Annotated in this window: 20 protein-coding genes; 17 read left to right on the forward strand and 3 right to left on the reverse strand. The window is 65.9% G+C overall.

Features of this window, described 5'->3' with window-relative positions; all coding sequences use genetic code 11:
* Nucleotides 1–42: 42 nt before the first annotated feature.
* Entirely contained in the window at nucleotides 43–840 is a 798-nt protein-coding gene (locus tag ORI27_RS06580; protein ID WP_265995907.1) for an SDR family NAD(P)-dependent oxidoreductase, read from the reverse strand.
* A gap of 109 nt (nucleotides 841–949) precedes the next feature.
* Between ORI27_RS06580 and ORI27_RS06585 the strand changes: the two genes are divergently transcribed.
* From ORI27_RS06585 to ORI27_RS06640, 12 genes are read left to right on the forward strand one after another with little or no spacing between them, the layout of a single operon-like run.
* Nucleotides 950–1,717, forward strand: coding sequence for an enoyl-CoA hydratase/isomerase family protein (locus tag ORI27_RS06585; RefSeq protein WP_265995906.1), 768 nt, complete (start codon nucleotides 950–952; stop codon nucleotides 1,715–1,717).
* Nucleotides 1,714–2,514 (forward strand): enoyl-CoA hydratase/isomerase family protein, encoded by an 801-nt coding sequence (locus ORI27_RS06590; protein ID WP_265995905.1) that lies wholly within the window; start codon nucleotides 1,714–1,716, stop codon nucleotides 2,512–2,514. The genes ORI27_RS06585 and ORI27_RS06590 overlap by 4 nt, the downstream gene beginning before the upstream one ends.
* Nucleotides 2,511–3,296, forward strand: a complete 786-nt coding sequence (locus tag ORI27_RS06595; protein WP_265995904.1) for an enoyl-CoA hydratase/isomerase family protein — start codon at nucleotides 2,511–2,513, stop codon at nucleotides 3,294–3,296. Before ORI27_RS06590 ends, ORI27_RS06595 begins: the two co-directional genes overlap by 4 nt.
* Entirely contained in the window at nucleotides 3,293–4,558 is a 1,266-nt protein-coding gene (locus tag ORI27_RS06600; RefSeq protein WP_265995903.1) for an aromatic ring-hydroxylating oxygenase subunit alpha, read from the forward strand. Before ORI27_RS06595 ends, ORI27_RS06600 begins: the two co-directional genes overlap by 4 nt.
* 2 nt (nucleotides 4,559–4,560) lie before the next feature.
* The gene (locus tag ORI27_RS06605; RefSeq protein WP_265995902.1) at nucleotides 4,561–5,097 is read left to right on the forward strand and encodes an aromatic-ring-hydroxylating dioxygenase subunit beta; all 537 of its coding nucleotides are present in this window, start codon (nucleotides 4,561–4,563) and stop codon (nucleotides 5,095–5,097) included.
* A gap of 34 nt (nucleotides 5,098–5,131) precedes the next feature.
* Nucleotides 5,132–5,335 carry a hypothetical protein gene (locus ORI27_RS06610; protein WP_265996055.1) on the forward strand — a complete coding sequence of 68 codons (204 nt, stop codon included), beginning with the start codon at nucleotides 5,132–5,134 and terminating at the stop codon, nucleotides 5,333–5,335.
* Complete coding sequence (locus ORI27_RS06615) at nucleotides 5,332–6,540, forward strand: acetyl-CoA C-acetyltransferase (RefSeq protein WP_265995901.1); 1,209 nt, start codon at nucleotides 5,332–5,334, stop codon at nucleotides 6,538–6,540. The genes ORI27_RS06610 and ORI27_RS06615 overlap by 4 nt, the downstream gene beginning before the upstream one ends.
* A complete protein-coding gene (locus tag ORI27_RS06620; protein ID WP_265996054.1) occupies nucleotides 6,537–7,892 on the forward strand; it encodes a zinc ribbon domain-containing protein in 1,356 nt (451 codons plus the stop codon). Before ORI27_RS06615 ends, ORI27_RS06620 begins: the two co-directional genes overlap by 4 nt.
* Entirely contained in the window at nucleotides 7,882–9,084 is a 1,203-nt protein-coding gene (locus ORI27_RS06625; RefSeq protein WP_265995899.1) for an acetyl-CoA acetyltransferase, read from the forward strand. Before ORI27_RS06620 ends, ORI27_RS06625 begins: the two co-directional genes overlap by 11 nt.
* A gap of 24 nt (nucleotides 9,085–9,108) precedes the next feature.
* Nucleotides 9,109–9,969, forward strand: a complete 861-nt coding sequence (locus tag ORI27_RS06630) for an SDR family oxidoreductase (RefSeq protein WP_265995898.1) — start codon at nucleotides 9,109–9,111, stop codon at nucleotides 9,967–9,969.
* The gene (locus ORI27_RS06635) at nucleotides 9,966–11,579 is read left to right on the forward strand and encodes a class I adenylate-forming enzyme family protein (RefSeq protein WP_265995897.1); all 1,614 of its coding nucleotides are present in this window, start codon (nucleotides 9,966–9,968) and stop codon (nucleotides 11,577–11,579) included. The genes ORI27_RS06630 and ORI27_RS06635 overlap by 4 nt, the downstream gene beginning before the upstream one ends.
* Before the next feature lie 59 nt (nucleotides 11,580–11,638).
* A complete protein-coding gene (locus tag ORI27_RS06640; RefSeq protein WP_265996053.1) occupies nucleotides 11,639–13,234 on the forward strand; it encodes a class I adenylate-forming enzyme family protein in 1,596 nt (531 codons plus the stop codon).
* A gap of 4 nt (nucleotides 13,235–13,238) precedes the next feature.
* Here the strand turns inward: ORI27_RS06640 and ORI27_RS06645 are convergent, their stop codons facing one another.
* Both ORI27_RS06645 and ORI27_RS06650 read right to left on the reverse strand, forming a co-directional pair.
* Nucleotides 13,239–13,691, reverse strand: coding sequence for a MaoC family dehydratase (locus ORI27_RS06645; protein ID WP_265995896.1), 453 nt, complete (start codon nucleotides 13,689–13,691; stop codon nucleotides 13,239–13,241).
* A 52-nt stretch (nucleotides 13,692–13,743) separates the two neighbouring features.
* The gene (locus ORI27_RS06650) at nucleotides 13,744–14,328 is read right to left on the reverse strand and encodes a hypothetical protein (protein WP_265995895.1); all 585 of its coding nucleotides are present in this window, start codon (nucleotides 14,326–14,328) and stop codon (nucleotides 13,744–13,746) included.
* Nucleotides 14,329–14,586: 258 nt separating this feature from the next.
* Here ORI27_RS06650 and ORI27_RS06655 point away from each other — a divergent pair, with 258 nt between their 5' ends.
* The 5 genes from ORI27_RS06655 to ORI27_RS06675 are packed head-to-tail and all read left to right on the forward strand — an operon-like array spanning nucleotide 14,587 to nucleotide 18,534.
* Nucleotides 14,587–16,197, forward strand: a complete 1,611-nt coding sequence (locus tag ORI27_RS06655) for a phytoene desaturase family protein (protein ID WP_265995894.1) — start codon at nucleotides 14,587–14,589, stop codon at nucleotides 16,195–16,197.
* A complete protein-coding gene (locus tag ORI27_RS06660; RefSeq protein ID WP_265995893.1) occupies nucleotides 16,194–16,802 on the forward strand; it encodes a cytochrome c oxidase subunit 3 family protein in 609 nt (202 codons plus the stop codon). The genes ORI27_RS06655 and ORI27_RS06660 overlap by 4 nt, the downstream gene beginning before the upstream one ends.
* A gap of 9 nt (nucleotides 16,803–16,811) precedes the next feature.
* The gene (locus ORI27_RS06665; protein WP_265995892.1) at nucleotides 16,812–17,114 is read left to right on the forward strand and encodes a cytochrome C oxidase subunit IV family protein; all 303 of its coding nucleotides are present in this window, start codon (nucleotides 16,812–16,814) and stop codon (nucleotides 17,112–17,114) included.
* A gap of 26 nt (nucleotides 17,115–17,140) precedes the next feature.
* A complete protein-coding gene (locus ORI27_RS06670) occupies nucleotides 17,141–17,890 on the forward strand; it encodes a hypothetical protein (protein WP_265995891.1) in 750 nt (249 codons plus the stop codon).
* 20 nt (nucleotides 17,891–17,910) lie between these two features.
* Nucleotides 17,911–18,534, forward strand: a complete 624-nt coding sequence (locus ORI27_RS06675) for a TetR/AcrR family transcriptional regulator (RefSeq protein WP_265995890.1) — start codon at nucleotides 17,911–17,913, stop codon at nucleotides 18,532–18,534.

Genomic DNA, 18,534 nt, shown 5'->3' on the forward strand with positions numbered 1-18,534 from the left:
TTCCATGCGGCTGGCCTGTCGCATTGATAGAGATGCCCATTGTCAGGGCATCGTGTAGCCACCGCTGACCGAGATCAGCTGGCCGGTCACCTGACCGGCGGCCACCGGGGAGGCGAAGAACAACACCGCGTTCCCGACATCGTGGGCGGTGGTGAGCTTGCGAGTCGGGGTGTCCTTGAGCATGAACTCGATCTGCTTGGGGTTGAACACCTCGTCCTGACCGACGGACCACAGACTGGCCGCCCCGACCGCATCGGGGCTCTCCGGGATCACCAGACCGGGGCAGACGATATTGGAGCGGATGCCGTGCCGCCCATGCTCGCGCGCCGCGGTGCGGGCCAGCGCCACCATGGCCGCCTTCGACGCACCGTAGACCCCCTGGCGGATCTGCCCGAAGGCCGCATCACTGGCGATGAACACGATCGAGCCACCGCCGCCCTCCTTCATCGGCCCGATCGCAGCCTGCGTCGCCGCGATCGCCGAGAAGAGGTTGATCTCGATGGTGCGCTGCCATTTGTCGCGGTCGGTGTCGGTCGCGATGAACCCGGGGACGCTCCAGCCGGCGTTGTTGACCAGCACATCGATGCCGCCCCAGTGCTCGACCGCGGTGCCGACGGCGGCCTCGCCGCCTTCCGGTGTCGTCAAGTCGGCGATCGCGAGCTCGACCGCGGCCGCGCCCAACTCCAGTGCCTCGGCCTTGACCTTCTCGGCCTGCGGTTCGTCGATGTCGTTCAACACAATCCGCGCGCCCTCGGCGGCGAATTGGTGCACGATGCCGCGCCCGATGTTCGATGCGCCCCCGGTGATCACCACGCGGGCGTCGGCCAATCCCAGATCCACGGTGCCCCTTCCTGGTCGGGGCGCACTTGAGGCCACCCCAGACGTTGGTTTAACCTAGATTAGAAATTGCGATTAGATTTGTCCACATCCGGCTGCCGAGGAGACCCAGATGAGCGTCACGACGTCGCTCGACGGTCACGTCGGGTGGATCACCCTGGACCGACCGGATCGGATGAACGCGATCACCGTCGACCTGGCACGCGCACTGCGTGACGCCATCGGGTCCCTGGGCGCCGATCCGGCGGTGAACGCGATCGTGATCAGGGGCAGCGGCGGAAACTTCTGTGCCGGCGGCGACTTCGACGAGGTCGAACGACTGCGCGCACAGCGCCCCGGCGCCCTGGCCGAACTGTTCACGTCATTTCGCGAGGCCTGCGACGCCATCGCGGGTGTCGAGGTCCCGGTCGTCGCCGCGGTCGAAGGGGCGGCCGCAGCGGGCGGGTTCGAGCTGATGCAGGCCGCCGACATCGTCCTGGTGAGTGAGACGGCGCGGATCGCCGACAACCACGTCAACTTCGGCATGGTTCCCGGCGGGGGCGGCACAGCACGGCTGCCGCGCATCGTCGGCCGACAGCAGGCGCTCGGTCTGCTGTTGTCGGGGGACCGGCTGTCCGGGCTGGACGCGGTCCGGCTGGGCCTGGCTTACCGCTCCTTTCCGCAGGATGAATTTGACGACGGCATCGCCCGTTTCGCAGCCCGACTTGCCGGACGCCGCCGCGATGCGGTGATCACCATCAAGCGGCTCGTGGCAATCGGCGTCGACGACGGCCTGCGCGCAGGACTCGACGCCGAGATGGATGCGGTGGTCCGCCACATCGCCGGCGACGCGGGCTCGAGCAGTGTCACCGCATTCCAGAGCAGAGAGGTTCGCGCATGACGACGTCAATCGACGCCCCGGTGGTCTTGCAGGTCGAGAACGGGATCGCCCGACTCCGGCTGAACCGGCCCGAGGCGTCCAACGGCCTCAACGTCGAGATCCTCAAGGCGCTGCACGAAGCGATCCTGGCCTGCCATGCCGATCCGGCGGTCCGAGTCGTGGTGCTCACCGGTGAGGGCCGCAACTTCTGCGCCGGCGGTGACGTCAAGACATTCGAATCCAAGGGCGCGGAGCTGCCCGACTATCTTCGCGAAGCCACCGCATGGCTACAGCTGGCGACCGCTGCGCTCATCCAGCTGCGGGTGCCCGTCGTCACCGCGGTGCAGGGTTTCGCCGCCGGTGGCGGGGGATTGGGCCTGGTCTGCGCCTCTGACATCGTGGTGGCTGTGCGGTCGGCGAAATTCTTCTCCGGCGCCGTCCGGGTCGGCATGGCTCCCGATGGCGGTTCGTCGGTCACGCTGGCCCAGCTGGTCGGACTGCGTCAGGCGCTGCGGATCCTGCTGACCAACCCCACGCTGACCGCCGAAGAGGCCGCGCAGATCGGGCTCATCACCGAGGTCGTCGACGACGACGCCCTGACCGCACGTGCCGAGGAAATCGCCACCGAACTGGCACAACTGCCCACCGCGGCGCTGTCGGCCACCAAACGGCTGGTGTGGAGCGGCGTCGGGCAATCGGTGGAACAGCGGTTGGCCGAGGAGGCCCGTACCGTATCGGAGCTGTCCGGCACTGCGGACGCGTTGGAGGGGTTGCGCGCGGTCATCGAGCGGCGTCCCCCGAAGTTCGGCGGCTCATGACGATCCTCGTCGACGATGCCGGCCCCGTCCGTACGATCACGCTGAACCGGCCGACCGTCCGCAACGCGATCGACCTGCCGCTGCGGATCGCGCTGGCCGAGGCGATCGAAGCAGCCGACACCGACCCCGAGGTGCGGGCGATCGTGCTGACCGGCGCCGGGGGATCGTTCTGCTCCGGCGGTGACATCGCGACCATGACCCGGATGCCGGCTGACGCCGCTCTGGAGCGGATTAACTTGGCGCAGAAGGTAATTCGCGCGATCTGGACTACGTCCAAACCGGTGCTGGCTGCGGTTGAGGGAGCAGCATTCGGCGCGGGTGCCGGGCTTGCGGCGGCCTGCGATCGGGTGATCGCCGCTCGCGACGCCCGCTTCGCGGCCACCTTCACCAACGTCGGCCTGTCGGGTGACATGGGTACTTACGTGTCCTTGCCGGCCCGGATCGGCGTGGCCCGAACTCGTCAGCTGATCCTGTTTCCCGCACCTCTGAGTGCAACCGATGCGTTGGAATGGGGGCTGGTCGACAGCCTGGCCGAGCCGGGTGCCGCGTTGGCCGCTGCTCAGGCCGATGCCGCGACGTTGGCGCAGCGACCCGCGGAAGCGCTCGGCGTCATCAAGGCGATGCTGCCGATCGCTCCGAGCATGCACCCGCTAGACGTCCTCGACCGGGAGGCCGCCGAACAGGCTCGCCTGTTCGATAGCGACGACTTCGCCGAGGCGATCGACGCGTTCGCCGCCAAGCGGAGCCCGGTATTCGGAACCAGACAAGGAGCACGGCAATGACCTCGGTCATCGATCCGGCGGCCACCACCGGCCGCTACGACCGCTTGATCCACCCCGACAAGGTCCACGGGTCGATGTACACCGACCCGACGATCTTCGCCGAAGAGCTGCGCAAGATCTGGTATCGAAGTTGGGTTTTCGTCGGCCATGAGAGCGAGGTCGCCCGGGCAGGCGACTACGTCCGCAAGAAGCTGGGGCTGCAGGACGTGATCATGACGCGCGACCGCGACGGGCAGATCCACCTGTTGCTCAACCGGTGCAGCCATCGGGGAAACCAGGTCTGCGACGACGCCAAGGGCAACTCGAGCACCTTCCGCTGCCCGTTTCACGGCTGGACATTTCGCAACACCGGTGAGCTGATCGGGTTTCCGTTCTTCAAGGGTTACGGCCAGCGCCAGCTCGACATGCCGATGGGCCGGGTTCCGCGAATGGACTCCTACCGCGGATTCGTGTTCGGCAGCTTCGCCCCCGACGGGCCCAGCCTGCGTGAGCACCTCGGCGCCGCGGCCGGCGAGATCGACCGCCTGTGCGGCCTGTCCCCGGAGGGGACCGTCGAGCTCAACGCCGGCTGGCTGCAACATCAGACCCGGGCCAACTGGAAGCTGGTGGTGGAGAACGAGACCGACGGCTATCACCCGCAGTTCGTCCACGGGGCGATCCTCGGCGTCACGCAGTCCACGATCGGCCCGCTCTACAGCGACTCCTCGACCGCGGTGACGCGTGATCTGGGCAACGGCCACAGCGAGAATGATCTGCGCCCAGAGTTCCGCAAGTTCGCCACCCCGATGCGCTGGTTCGGCACCACCGAAGCCCGGGTCCCCGAATACGTCGCCGCGATGCGGGCCCGCCACGGTGCGGCGGCCGAGGAGATTCTCATCGAGGGCGCCCCGCACGTCATGATCTTCCCGAACCTGTTCATCGCCGAGATCCAGGTGTTCAACCTTCAGCCGGTGGCGGTCAATGAGTGTGTGCAGTACTCCACCGCCGTGCAGCTGGTCGGGGCGCCCGAGCTGAACAAGCGACTGGTGTCACAGTGTCTGGCCTCGGTCGGGCCGGCCGGCATGCTGCTGGCCGACGACACCGAGATGTACGAGCGCAACCAGGAAGGTCTGGAGGCGCTGACTCCGGAGTGGCTCGACGTGCGGCGCGGGCTCAACCGCGAACGTGTCGACGAGCACGGATTCACCATCGGCACCAACACCGACGAGACCGGTATGCGGGCGTTCTGGTCGCATTACAAGCAGTTGATGGAACAGGACTGACGATGACCACCAGTGTGACCGCCGCAGATGAACTCTTGCCGGTGCCCATCGAATTCGACCGGTTCGAGGTCGAGCAGTTCCTCTACCGCGAGGCCCGCTTCGCCGACGAGAACGACTACGACTCCTGGGAGGCGTTGTGGACCGACGACGCCCTCTATTGGGTGCCGGCCAACGGTGCCAGTGATGCTCGGCCCGGCAACCAGATGGCGATCATCTGCGACAACCGAAGCCGGATCGGCACGCGGCTGAAGCAGATCCGCACCGGTAAGCGTTACGCGCAGGCACCCCCGTCGAACATGCGTCGCCTGCTGACCAACATCGAATTCCTCGGCGGCAGAACCAATCCCGCGGGCGGAACCGACCTCGAGGTGGGCGCGAACTTCCTGCTGCTGGAATCGCGCACCAGGGGAACGCATCTGTGGGGCGGACGTACCACCTATCGGCTACGCCGCACCGATGACGAGCTTCGACTGGCCTACAAGAAGGTTGTCCTGGTGGACAACGACCGGCCGGTGCCCACCCTCGGCTTCTTGATCTGAGGCACGCGTGGAATCTGATCAAACACCGCTGTGTGTGGTCGCCAGTGAATTCGCCGAAGTCTCTGTGACGATCGACGTCGAGGCCAACGGCCCTCGACTACGACTGGAAGATCTGCGCACCGGCCGGGTTCGCTATCTAGATGCGCTGGAATTGGAGACGATCGTGTGGCTGCCCGACGAGCGTCTCACCGCGCTGCTCGACCCGTCGGCAAACCGGTGGCGGGACGACGCATCATGAGACGCGCCGCGATCGTCGCGCCACGGCGCACTCCCGTCGGCACCTTCGGTGGATCACTGCGACCCCTGCGGGCCGAGGACCTCGCCGCGCGGGTGACCCGCGCCGTCGTCGAGGCGAGCGGCGTCGATCCCGCATCCATCGAAGACGTCGTATTCGCGCAGTCCTACGCCAATTCCGAGGCGCCCTGCATCGGCCGGTGGGTGGCCCTGCACGCCGACCTGCCGATCAGCGTGCCCGGTCTGCAGATCGATCGCCGCTGCGGTGGCGGCCTGCAGGCCGTGGTCACCGCCGCGATGACAGTGCGGACCGGGGCGGCCGACGTGGTCTTGGCCGGCGGCGTCGAATCGATGAGCAATATCGAGCACTACACCACCACCGCGCGTTGGGGCTCGAGGTCGGGTAACCAGGTGCTCTACGACCGGCTGGACCGCGGACGGGAAATGTCGCAGCCGGCATGGCGATTCGGCGCGATCAGCGGGATGATCGAGACCGCCGAGAATCTGGCGCGCGACTTCGGCATCGGGCGTGATGCCGCCGACGCCTTCGCCGCCCGCAGCCATCAGCGTGCCGCCGCGGCACAGCAGGCCGGTGCCTTCGACGACGAAATCGTCACTGTGCCGGTGCCGCAGCGCCGCGGCGAGCCGGTCACGGTGGACCGTGACGAGGGCGTGCGTCCCGACACCACACCCGAGACCCTGGGCCGATTGCGCACCATGATGCCGGACGGCACGGTCACCGCCGGCAATTCCAGCCAGCAGAACGACGCCGCCGCGGCATGCCTGGTGGTGGCCGAGGACCGGCTCGAGGACCTGGGCCTGGAACCCATCGGCTATCTCGAAGGTTGGGCCGCGGTGGGCTGCGAACCGTCCCGGATGGGCATCGGACCCGTCGGCGCAGTCGAAAAGCTATTCAGCAAAACAGGTCTGGGGTTCGACGATATGGACCTCATCGAGATCAACGAGGCCTTCGCCGTGCAGGTGCTGGCCGTGCTGAGCGGTTGGGGCGTCAAGCTCGACGACGTCGAGGACCGGCTCAACGTCAACGGGTCGGGGATCTCGCTCGGCCATCCGATCGGGGCGACGGGGGTGCGGATTCTGACCACGATGCTGCACGAGCTGCGGCGGCGCGGCGGCGGATTAGGGCTCGAGACCATGTGCATCGGCGGCGGCCAGGGAATCGCCGCGGTGTTCCGGGGAGTGGCCTGATGGCCGGACTGTTGGCCTACGCGAGCTACCTGCCGGCGTTCCGACTCGCGGGGTCCGACATCGGGACTCCCAAGCGGGACCGCGTCGTCGCGAGCTACGACGAGGACTCGACCACGATGGCGGTGGCCGCGGCTGCGCAGGCGTTGCGCGGCCGCCCCACACCCTCAGCGGTGTACTTCGCCACCTCCAGCCCGGCGTACGCCGACAAGACCAATGCTGCGGCGATCCATGCAGCGCTTGACCTGGCCCCCGAGGTGTTCGCCGCGGATCTGTGTGGTTCGGGCCGTAGTGGATTCGCTGCGATCCGCACTGCGGCGGCAGGCGGGGGATTGGCAGTCTGCGCTGACGTTCGGGTCGGCCGTCCCGGCTCGGCTGACGAGAAACTGGGGGGCGACGGCGCGGCGGCCCTGGTGTTCGGTGACGGACCCGTCATCGCCGAGGTGCTGGCCACCGCGGCACTGACCGACGAATTCCTGGACCGCTGGCGGATGCCCACCGAGATCACCGGCCGGCAATGGGAGGAGCGGTTCGGCACCCAGCGCTACTCCGCGCTCGTCCGGGCCGCCACCGAGCAGGCCCTGGATGGCGCCGGGGTGATCGAGGCCGACCACGTCGTGGTGGTGTGCCCCAACGCCGGAATCGTCAAGGCTGCGGGAGCTCTGGTCAAGGGTCGCAAGACGATCAGGTCCTCGCCGGTCGGGTATAGCGGCGCCGCCGATGCGGCGATCGCGCTGTGCGACGTGCTCGATATCGCCGAGCCCGGTGACACCATCCTGCTGGTGTCGGCCACCGATGGCTGTGATGCGATGGTGCTGCGCGCCCACGCCGCATTGCAGGACGCTCGCCAGCAACGCACCGTCACCGAGCAACGCGCCGGTGGCATCCCCGCCGACTACCTGAAGTACCTGTCCTGGCGAGTTCTGGTCGAATTCGAGCCACCCCGGCGCCCGGAACCCGAGAAGCCGGCGGGTCCGCCGTCGGCGCGCGGGCTGGAGTGGAAGTTCGGCCTCACCGGCACCCGCTGCGATGAGTGTGGATTCGTCCACCTGCCACCGTTGCGGGTGTGCCGGCAGTGCGGATCGGCAGAACCGATGAGCATGGTCAGGGTCGCCGAGCTCGGTGCCACCGTGGTCACCTACACCGTCGATCGGCTTGCCTACTCACCGTCGCCTCCGATGGTTCAGGCCGTCGTCGATGTCGACGGCGGCGGCCGCTTCACCGTCGAAGTGGCCGACGTGGGGTCCCGCGAGATCCAGGTGGGGGACCGGGTCGGTTTCGCGTTCCGGCGGCTGTTCACCGCAGACGGGGTGCACAACTACTTCTGGAAGGCGGTGCTTCGCGATGGCCAGTAACGGGATCGCCGGGCGGGTTGCGGTTGTCGCGATGGGCTGCAGCCACTTCGGGGAACGTTTCGACACCTCGACCGAGGACCTCATCCTCGAGGCCTACCAGGAGTGCCTGTCCACCACGGGCGGCCTGACCGGTGCCGACATCGACGCTTACTGGCTGGGCACCCTGAGCTCCGGAATGTCGGGCCTGACGCTGAGCCGCGCGCTCGGCAGCGACGACAAGCCCGTCACCCGGGTGGAGAACATGTGTGCCTCGGGCTCGGAAGCATTCCGCAACGCCTGCTACGCCGTCGCCGCCGGCGCGTACGACATCGCGATGGCGGTCGGTGTCGAAAAGCTCAAGGACTCCGGATTCTCCGGGCTGCTGCGCCAGGACCCACCGGCCGACGGGACGGCTGCCGAGTTGTCGATGACGGCCCCAGCCGCGTTCTCACTGCTCGACCCGGCCTATTGCGCACGATTCGGCGTCCACCCCGACGAGATGCGGGACGCGATGACTCATGTCGCCTGGAAGAACCACGACAACGGATCACGCAATCCGAAGGCGCAGTTTCGCAAGACTGTCGCCAAGGAGGCTATCGATGCCGCACCCAAGGTCGCCGGGCGGCTCGGGGTGTACGACTGTTCGGGTGTCGCCGACGGCGCAGCGTGCGCATTGATCGTGCCCGCCGAGCGGGCACACGAATTCACTGATACGCCAATGTATGTCAATGCGTTGTCACTCGTCGCGGGCTCGACCCGGGGGACGACCGACCCCGGCTACGACTTCACCACGTTCCCAGAAGTTGTTCGGTCGGCCAAGGACGCCTATGCGCAGGCCGGCATCGACGACCCGGCCGTGCAGTTGTCGCTGGCCGAGGTACACGACTGCTTCACCCCGACCGAGATCGTCCTGATGGAGGACCTCGGGTTCGCCGATCCCGGCCAGGCCTGGAAGGACGTGCTCGGCGGTGAGTTCGATGCCGACGGACGTCTGCCGGTCAACCCGGACGGTGGCCTGAAGAGCTTCGGTCACCCGGTCGGGGCCAGCGGCCTGCGCATGCTCTACGAGGCGTGGCTGCAGTTCCGCGGACAGGCCGGCGCCCGTCAGCTGACCGACCCGCACACCGCGCTCACCCACAATCTCGGTGGCCGACCCGGCGGGTGCGTCTCATTCATCTCAGTAGTATCCCGCGAGCCGCGCTGCGGCTCTTGACAATCGCCACAAGGAGAACCACCAATGCCAGGATTGCAGGACCGTGCCGTCATCGTCACCGGAGCCGGAGGAGGACTGGGCCGAGCCTACGCGCGGTTCCTCGCCGCCAACGGAGCGTTGGTGGTGGTCAATGATCTCGGCGGTGCCAGGGACGGCTCGGGATCGGGCACCAGCATGGCCGACGCCGTCGTCGATGAGATCCGCGCCGACGGTGGCGTTGCCGTGGCCAACTACTCCTCGGTGGCCAACGCCGAGGGTGCTGCCGAGATCGTCGCCACCGCGCTGGAGCACTTCGGCGCGGTGCACGGCATTGTCAGCAATGCGGGCATCCTTCGCGACGGTGCATTCCACAAGATGACGGACGAGAATTGGGACACCGTTCTGCAGGTGCACCTGGGCGGCGGCTACCACGTCATCCACGCGGCCTGGCCGCACCTGCGGGAGCAGGGATTCGGCCGGATCGTCGTCGCCACCTCGACCAGCGGGCTGTACGGCAACTTCGGGCAGGCCAACTACGGGGCCGCCAAAGCGGGGCTGGTCGGACTGATCAACACGCTGGCCATCGAAGGGGCGAAGTACAACATCACCGCCAATGCGATTGCGCCACTGGCCGCCACCCGAATGACCGCCGACATCGCGCCCCAGGAAGTTCTCGACAAGCTCGATCCCGAACTCGTTGCACCGGCCGTCGGCTACCTGCTCTCTGAACAGAATCACGACACCGGCTCGGTGTTCGTGGTCGGGGGCGGACTGGTGCAACGGGTTGCCCAGTTCCAGAACGACGGTGTCACGTTCACGGCCCCGCCGAGCTTGGAGCAGATCACCGACCGCTGGTCCGAGATCAGCGACATGAGCCAGGCGAAGCTGGGTACCAACCCGGTATGAGCGTCGGCACTCAGCTCGCCTACTGGCAGGCCGACCGCTCCACCGAGCTGGTTGACCTGACGGTAGGCGAACTGCTGGCCCAACAATCCACCCGCCACCCTTACCGCACGGCACTGATCGGTACCCGCCATGGCACGGCGACGCGGGACAGACTGACATACGGAGAAGTGTTCGTCGAGGCGTGCCGGGTTGCGACCGCGCTGACCAGGTTGACCGACCGAGGCAGCCACATCGCGCTGTGGGCACCGAATGTCCTCGAGTGGCCCATCATCCAGTACGGTGCCGCATTCGCCGGCATGGTGCTGGTGGCCCTCAACCCCGCGCTCACCGAGGACGACTTGCACTACGCCGTATCGCATTCCGGATCGACGATCCTGCTGCATGCAGATACCGACCGCGACCATCCGATGGCAGAAGTGGCCGCTCGGGTGGGCGCCCGGGTTTCCGGCCTTCGGTGCATCTCGTTGTCCGACACATCGCTTTGGTGTGCCGACGAAGTCGATCCCGCGGCACTCGACGACGGGGACTGTGGCACCGACGCGATCGCCATGCTGCAATACACCTCGGGCACCACCGGCCGGCCCAAAGGTGTAGCGCTGAGGCACCGCTCGCTGGTCAACGTCGCCAAACTCACCGTCGAAGCTGCGGCGCTTCCCGATCACCCGGTGTGCCTGAATCCGCTGCCGATGTTTCATACGGCCGGATGCGTCATCGGCACCCTGGGCCCACTCTGGGCGGCAGGCACCGTGGTCCTGCCCGAACGATTCTCCGCAGGCCCGGTGCTCGATATGTTGAGCGAAGAAGCGGTTCAGGTCCTGTTCTACGTTCCCGCCGTGTTGTCGGCACTGGTGGCCCATCAGCGGACCAGCGACCGGCCGGCCCCGCAGCTCGCCGTGATCATGGGCGGAGCTTCCCCGGTGGACGCCCAGCTCATCGATGAGGCCACCGTGCTGTTCGGTGCGAACGTCTACAACCTCTACGGCCAAACCGAACTCGCGCCGGTGCTCAGCCTGACGCGGCCAACCGATGACCTCGAGGACCGCCGCCGCACCGTAGGCCGCCCGTTACCGCAGGTGGATTGCAAGGTGATCGATCCGATGACGGGGGATGTGCTCCCCGCCGGGCAGGTCGGCGAACTCTGCGCTCGCGGGTACCAGCAGTTCGTTCACTACCTGCACGATCCCGATGCCACGTCGGCCGCGCTCGATGTGGACGGCTTCGTGCGCACCGGCGATCTCGGTGCCATGGATGAACGTGGCTACCTCACGATTACCGGTCGGCTCAAGGAGCTGATCATCCGCGGCGGCGAGAACATCGCGCCGGCACGTGTCGAAGATGTGCTCTCCGAGCATGATTCGGTGATCGACGCGGTCGTGGTCGGATTGCCCGACGACCGTCTCGGGGAGATCGTCGTGGCCGTTCTGAAGATCTCGCACTACGCTCCGGGTCTCAAGGACGCTCTGATCGGCCACGCACAGGGCAGGCTCGCCCGCCACGAAGTGCCGGTCCGCTGGTTTGTCGCCGAACAGATCCCCGTCACACCGACGGGCAAGGTTCAACGGTTCGCGGTGCGGGACGAGATCCTGCAGGGCCGGATAGCCGAATTGTGAGCACCGCCATCGATCTGCGTCGGGACGCGCTGCGGGCGCAGTTCCCGGTGTGGCAGCCGATGCCCCTGGCTGACTGGCTAGATCGCTGCGCGGCGCGTTTCGCCGAACGGCCCTTCGTCATCACCGATGAGGTGACGCTGAGCTATCGGCAAGTGGCCGACGAGTCCGAGCTGCTGGCATCCGGGCTGGCCGCTCTCGGGGTCGTGCCGGGCGACCGCGTCGGGATGGTGATCGCGAATTGCGCGGAGTTCGTCACGGTGAAGTTCGCCATCGCACGGCTCGGCGCCATCGCGGTCCCGTTCAACTACCTCTACCGGCAGGACGAACTGCGCTATGTCCTGGCCGATTCGGGCTGCCGGGTGGTCGTGACGATGAGCCGGTTCGGTCACCTCGACTACGGATCCATGCTCGACGGCATCGTCCCAGGATGGGATGGACCGGGTTTCGCCGACCGGCCGGTCAAGGTGGATGACCCCCTGTCGACGGTTCGGGCGGTGGTCCTCACCGGCCCCGACACGGTTGCCCCACGTCCAGGCGCACTGTGCCTGGACGATGTCATGGAATCGGGATGTCCTCCAACGTCGGTCACTCCGGACGCTCCGGCGGACATGCTCTACACCTCGGGCAGCACCGGCTTTCCCAAAGGTGTCGTGACGTCCCACGATGCGGTGCTGCGAACGGCCTATGCGTCCGCGCTCACCCGGGCCTACCAGGACGGCAGGCGAATTCTGTTCTCACTGCCCTGCTATCACATGTTCGCCTATATCGAAGGCCTGCTGTCGGCGATGTTCGTCGGGGGTGCGGTGATCCTGCAGCCGACATTCAGCGCTGAGGGCTACTTCGCGGGCATCGAAGAGCATGCTGCGAACGACATGCTGTGTGTCCCCACGATGGCGCTGGCGATGGTCGAAAGCCCGGCACGCCGTGACTTCGATCTGAGTTCGCTGCGAGCAGTGCTGTGCGGATCGGCCCCCGCGCCGATCAGGTTGTGGCAGCAGATCCGAGACGAGTTGGGCGTCAAGGAGATCGTCACCGGTTACGGCATGACCGAGTGCGGCGGTGCGATGGCGCTGACACTGCCCGAGGATCCGCTGACCCGCTGTGCCGAGACGGTGGGTCGCCCCAAAATCGCCGGCACCGCCGGCGTCGACGGCAGCGATGCGTTGGTCGTGTACGACACCGTCGACGGCGAGCTCGTCTCCCGCGGTCCCACGACGATGATCGGCTACTGGAATCGGCCGCAGGACACTGCCGCGGCACTCCGGGACGGCTGGTTGCACTCGGGAGATCTCGGCTCGGTCGGGGCCGACGGGTACCTGCGGGTCACCGGTCGCAGCAAGGAGCTGTACAAGAGTGGCGGCGAACTGGTCATGCCGAAGGAGATCGAGGACCTGCTGGCCGCCTACGACGACATCAGCCAGGTGTTCGCGATCGGCCTGACCGACGACCGGTGGGGCGAGATCGGTTGTGTTGTCGTCGTTCCGGTTCCCGGGGCCTCGCTGACCGAAGACGAGGTCTTGGCTCGATGCCGCACTCGGCTGGCCCGGTTCAAGGTGCCCAAGAAGGTCGTGCTGTGCACCGCCGAACAGTTGCCCACAACGGCGACCGGCAAGGTGCAGAAGTTCCGCCTCGTGGACCAGCTCCAGGGGCGTTGATCGCTCACGCCTGGTACCGGACTATGGATTCGATCACCGCAGCCGGTTTCTCGACTCCGTCGATCTCGATCGTGGTGACCATAGTCGCCTGCACTGCTTCCCCGACCGCGGCGACGTCGGCGATCCGGCTGCGGCCTCGGACCCGTGCTCCCACTGGAACCGGGGCGATGAAGCGAATCGTGTTGAAGCCGTAGTTGATCGCAGTCGTGACGTCCTCGATGCGGTATTGCTCCTCCATGAAGCGCGGTAGCAGCGACAGCGTCAGCAGGCCGTGTGCGATGGTGCCGCCGAATGGCCCATCGGCAGCCCGCGGAGGATCGGTGTGGATCCACTGGTGGTCGTCCGTCGCGTCGGCGAACATGTCGACACGGTCCTGGGTGATTTCGACCCAATCGGTCGGCCCCAGTTCCCGACCGGCGGCGGTTTCGAACTCGGCGAGTCCAGCGAATATCTCCATTGATCCTTCTCGAGTGATTCGTGTGAGCGCCCGATGAGGGGCCCGCATCCGGTCAGGCGGCGAGTGCCTCTGCTTGCTCGGCCTTGATCGCTCGCAGTAACCACACCGCATTGAACGCGAACTGAATAACGAAAACCGTTGCTGGAACCCAGAATACAAAGATCCCGTTCCAGGCGAACGGCCCCGACTTGAAGAACTGGAGCACGATGCCCGGGGTGAATACGATTGGTGCCCAGATGTTCAGGTAGGCCAGCCAGCGGGGGAGGATCGGTCGTGTGGCTTTGTCGCAGAGGATGGCGAATGCGAACGCGAAATTCTGGACCATGAATGGAGGCCAGGGCATGACCAGGAATATCCAGGACATGTCGTTGAGCATCAGGGTCAATTCCGGTGTCCGGTCCGGTCGGAACGCGGTCACGGCAAAGAACATGGCGGGCACCAGGAACGTCAGGCACGCAAACGCCCCCGCGGCGAGCTGAGTGAAGACCACCGTCTGGTGAACACCGCGGATCCGCTGCATCTGCCCGGACATCAGCGCGGTGTAGGCCGCATAGAACATGCCGCTGAGCAACATGATTCCGGCGCCGAGCCGGATGCCGTTCGCATGCTGCTGGTAGTGCGCGACGATGTCGCTCACGCTCGATGACGGAGCCAGCGGCGGAATGAAGCCGGCGGCGATGAAAGCGCCGAAGAACAACAGCGGACAGATGATCCCGCTGATCGCGCAGATGCGTTGAAAAGTCATCTGGGGATTCACGAGTGCGGTCCCGTGGTCAACCTGGCTGCCGCCAGGACGCGTAGTGGTTGACATTCGTCTCCTCGAGGTCCAGATTGTGACTGTGCTCATATAGCAGGTGCTAAACATACAAGTGTGAAGCCGAGGAAGGAAGAGTGGATGTCGCGGGACGATCCCCAAGCTGACGTTCTGATCGTGGGCGCGGGCCACAACGGCCTGACGGCGGGGTGTTACCTGGCACGCGCGGGTCTCAAGGTGCTCGTGGTCGAGTCGTCGCCTGCGGTGGGTGGCATGACCTCGACAAATACGGTCCTGGCCGGGGCGCCTCAACACCGGATCAACGAGGGTGCGATGGACTCGTCACTGTGGCGAACCACCACGATCGCACGCGACCTGGATCTTGCTCGCTACGGGCTGCGCGAACTGGATATCGGTACGCCCTACGCCTTCCTCGACGGCGACGGCAGCTCGCTGTGCATCCACCGGGATCCGGTCCGCACGGCCGAGGAGGTTGGGCGCTTCAACCGGGCGGACGGCCGCGCCTACCTGGAACTGGCCAACGCACTCGAGGCGGCGATGAACATCGCCGTGCCGTACATGAACAGCAATCCGTTGCGGCCGGCACTGCCCGAGATCGCCAGTGGAGCCCTCCGGTCCGCGCGACATCCCCGGCGATTCGGGCCACTCACGGAGTTCTTGACCACCTCTCAAGCGGAGTTCATCGACAGCCGGTTTACCGACCATCGCATCAAATCGTTGTTGGCGGCCGTTCCGTGCTTCGCTCCGATCAGTGCTGACGGAACCGCTTGGGTCCTCATCTATTTCGGGCTGATCCACCGCGTCGGGGTCGGCCGGTTCCAGGGCGGGACCGGAGCCGTCACGGACGCGCTGGCCAGATGCTTTGCCGACGCCGGTGGGTCGGTCAGGCTCGATGCCCCGGTCGAATCCCTTGTGATTCGGGGCGGGCGAGCGTGCGGCGTGCAACTGGAGTCCGGTGAGCAGATCTACGCGCGCAGTGTGGTGACCACCACCAATGCGGCCACGGTGCTGGGCCGCTGGCTACCGGACGGTGTACTGCCGGATCGTCTCGCGCAGCGAGTGCCCTACATTCCTACCTCGTCCACCCACGCCTCGTCGTTCAAGATCGACATCGCATTGAGCGGTCGTGCCGAGTTGTCGAATCATCAGATCAATCGTCGCGACGATGTAGACCTTCGGCGGCCGGCGCTGTGCTTGACAACGTTCGACGACCACGTCGCGGCATGGAGTGCGTGCGCGCGGGGGGCCGTCGCGGATCCGCTTCCCGGGTTTGCGATCCTGCCGACCGGGATGGACACGTCCCAAGCGCCTGACGGGCAGGACACCTTCTGGTTCTGGTCCGGCATTTCACCGGCGCACCCGGCGCGGCCCTGGCCGGAACTGGCCGGTCCGACCGCCCAGAGTGTCCTCGGTGATGTTGCGAAGTACATCGACGGGCTGGAGAAGCTCGAGATCGAGCGTCGGGTGATGACGCCCGAGGACATCGAAGCCCGGTTCCGTGCACCCGATGGCAACGTCTATCACGTCGATCCGATCGCCACCCGCTTTGGCCCCCTGCGGCCGCTGCGCGGTGCCGCCGGATATCGCACACCCGTCGATGGCCTGTTCCTCAGCGGGGCCAGCACCCATCCCAGTGCCGGAATCTGCGGCATCCCAGGCCAGCAGGCCGCCCGTGCCGTCCTGCGCGCACGGAAGGGCTGGATGCCTCTGCGCGGCAGGGCATCCCGATGAGTGCGACGCAGGTCGCGCATTCTGCTATGGCACCCGACGAGGGAGTGCGGCGAAATCACGTCCCAGGTGAGGCTGGAATATGGATCTTCATCCTGGGGGACATGGGGATATTCGCCGTCCTGTTCGCAACCTTCCTGGTGTATCGCAGCAAGGACGTCGCATTGTTCGACGACTCCCAGCAGCACCTCAACACCACGTTCGGCCTGATCAACACACTTCTGTTGCTGGCGAGCTCAATGCTGGTGGTGCTGGCGGTGTCTGCCGTGCGCAAAGGAACGCCGCGGCCCGCGCCGCTGCTGATCGCGGGAGCGATTGGTTGTGGATTGGCGTTCTCGGTCCTCAAGGTCGTCGAGTACACGGGAAAGATCGACGCCGGTATCACGCCGCAGACCAACACGTTCTACATGTTCTATTTCCTTCTGACCGGCCTGCATTGGTTCCATCTCCTACTCGGTTTGGCGGTGCTGAGCTACCTCCTTGTGTCCGCCCGCCGGGACCGTCATGACGCGCGCCAACTCGCGTGGTTCGAAGGCGGCGGTTGTTTTTGGCACATGGTCGACCTGCTCTGGATCGTGCTGTTTCCCCTCATCTACCTTCTGAATTGAGACACCGCCATGGAGACGCTCGTACCTCTGCTGCGAACACGAACCACCGTTGTCTGGTTCGTCCTGATCCTCGCGACGCTGTTGACCTGGTCCCTGGGTGGTCGCCATCACGTACCGGGTGTCGGTGGCGGGAACTCGCTGGCGGGATTCAGCATTCTGCTCATCGCATTCATCAAGATCCGTTTCATCGGAATGTATTTCATGGAGTTGCGCCACGCCCCCATGGCACTCCGCGGCGCCTTCGAGGCCTACTGCGTCGTGACGTGCGGCGTGCTCATCGTCATCTTCGGAATGTCCCAACACGTCATCTGAAATCTCCTCCACGAGAAAGGCATGCAATGTCCACCACTTACCCTGCGGTCAGCGCTGAGGAGGCTTCCCCGGCTGCGGTCGCAATCCGGCGCAGAGTGCACTACGCTTGCATCTGGGCCTGGCCGATCGCCATCGTCGGTTTCGGAATTCCGTTTGTGTTCCTTGCCGGGTTCTTCCCGCCCCCGTCGCCGTCAGCAAGTGCCGTCGATATCGCCAACTTCTACCTCGACAATCAAGCCTCGATCCGATTCGGGCTGATCGGAGCGCTGTTCGCATCGAGCTTCCTGCTGCCGTTCTACACGGTCATCTCCAAAGAGATTCGCAAGATCGAGGGCCGCGGGTCGCTGCTGGCGCCCATTCAATTCGGCGGCGCGGTCGTTCTCGTCGCATTCTTCCAAATCATCTGCTTGATGTGGCTATTGGCGAGCTTCCGCCCCGACATCAGCCCGGAGATCATCCGTGGTTTCAACGACTACGGGTGGCTGGTGTGGACGATGCTGATCCCCACCTACTCCATGCAGTATGTCTGCATGGCGATCGCGGGCTTCATGGACACTCGGCCCGATCCCACCTGGCCTCGCTGGGCGGCGTACATGAACTTGTGGGTGGCGACGATCGGGGCGGGTGGCGTTGCCGCGGTGTTCTTCAAATCGGGACCGTTTTCCTGGGACGGCATCGTCGGTATCTGGCTGCCGACGCTGTTTTTTGCCGCCGGGATGACAGTGAACACCGTGTTGCTCTACCGCCGGGCCAAGATCGACTTCGCGACCGGCTAGGGTCAGGTGGCATGCCCCCAGTGAAAGCCACCGTCAGCGTACGAGGTCGGGGGCGTCAGCTGCTGCTCGCCGCTGCGCGCGACATCTTTGCCGAGCGTGGCTACAAGGGCACTTCCACTCGTGATATCGCCGAGCGTGCCGGAGTGACGGAGGTGATGATCTTCCGTCACTTCGGCACCAAGGCAACCCTGTTCCAAGAAGCGGTCGTGGCCCCGTTCACCTCGTTCATCCAGCAGTACATGGCCGATTACCGCGGCCGCGAACATGGCGTGCGCAGCCCCTACGAAGAGGGCCTTGACCTCTATACGGGGCTGTTCGAGGTCCTGCACGGTGAACGCGAGGTCCTTCTCGCGTTGATGGCTGCGCGCCAGTTCGACGACCTCCCGACCGCGGCGGCAAGTCAGGTGGATGAGGCCTTCGCCGACGTGCTCACCCTCATCGAGGAGGTCGTCGGCACCGAATCCGTCGAGCGTGGGTTCTCCGGCTTCGATTTGGGTCCGACCGTGCGCGCGATGTTCGCGATGGTGTTGTCCCTCGCGCTGCACGGCGACTGGATGGGACTGCAGAAAGACGCGGCGTACCGACAAGTCATCGAAGCGATGACGACGCTGACCGTGCGCGGTCTCCAGGTGCCAGAGGGCTGA

The organism is Mycobacterium pinniadriaticum (assembly GCF_026242045.1).
Lineage (GTDB): Bacteria > Actinomycetota > Actinomycetes > Mycobacteriales > Mycobacteriaceae > Mycobacterium > Mycobacterium pinniadriaticum.

Bases quoted from the DNA above. Each gene is read 5' to 3' on its own strand.
- ORI27_RS06600 (WP_265995903.1), top strand. From the start codon at position 3,293: ATGACCTCGGTCATCGATCCGGCGGCCACCACCGGCCGCTACGACCGC.
- ORI27_RS06585 (WP_265995906.1), top strand. From the start codon at position 950: ATGAGCGTCACGACGTCGCTCGACGGTCACGTCGGGTGGATCACCCTG.
- ORI27_RS06595 (WP_265995904.1), top strand. From the start codon at position 2,511: ATGACGATCCTCGTCGACGATGCCGGCCCCGTCCGTACGATCACGCTG.
- ORI27_RS06655 (WP_265995894.1), top strand. From the start codon at position 14,587: ATGTCGCGGGACGATCCCCAAGCTGACGTTCTGATCGTGGGCGCGGGC.
- ORI27_RS06630 (WP_265995898.1), top strand. From the start codon at position 9,109: ATGCCAGGATTGCAGGACCGTGCCGTCATCGTCACCGGAGCCGGAGGA.
- ORI27_RS06665 (WP_265995892.1), top strand. From the start codon at position 16,812: ATGGAGACGCTCGTACCTCTGCTGCGAACACGAACCACCGTTGTCTGG.
- ORI27_RS06625 (WP_265995899.1), top strand. From the start codon at position 7,882: ATGGCCAGTAACGGGATCGCCGGGCGGGTTGCGGTTGTCGCGATGGGC.
- ORI27_RS06645 (WP_265995896.1), bottom strand. From the start codon at position 13,691: ATGGAGATATTCGCTGGACTCGCCGAGTTCGAAACCGCCGCCGGTCGG.
- ORI27_RS06640 (WP_265996053.1), top strand. From the start codon at position 11,639: ATGCCCCTGGCTGACTGGCTAGATCGCTGCGCGGCGCGTTTCGCCGAA.
- ORI27_RS06670 (WP_265995891.1), top strand. From the start codon at position 17,141: ATGTCCACCACTTACCCTGCGGTCAGCGCTGAGGAGGCTTCCCCGGCT.
- ORI27_RS06660 (WP_265995893.1), top strand. From the start codon at position 16,194: ATGAGTGCGACGCAGGTCGCGCATTCTGCTATGGCACCCGACGAGGGA.
- ORI27_RS06615 (WP_265995901.1), top strand. From the start codon at position 5,332: ATGAGACGCGCCGCGATCGTCGCGCCACGGCGCACTCCCGTCGGCACC.
- ORI27_RS06605 (WP_265995902.1), top strand. From the start codon at position 4,561: ATGACCACCAGTGTGACCGCCGCAGATGAACTCTTGCCGGTGCCCATC.
- ORI27_RS06590 (WP_265995905.1), top strand. From the start codon at position 1,714: ATGACGACGTCAATCGACGCCCCGGTGGTCTTGCAGGTCGAGAACGGG.
- ORI27_RS06635 (WP_265995897.1), top strand. From the start codon at position 9,966: ATGAGCGTCGGCACTCAGCTCGCCTACTGGCAGGCCGACCGCTCCACC.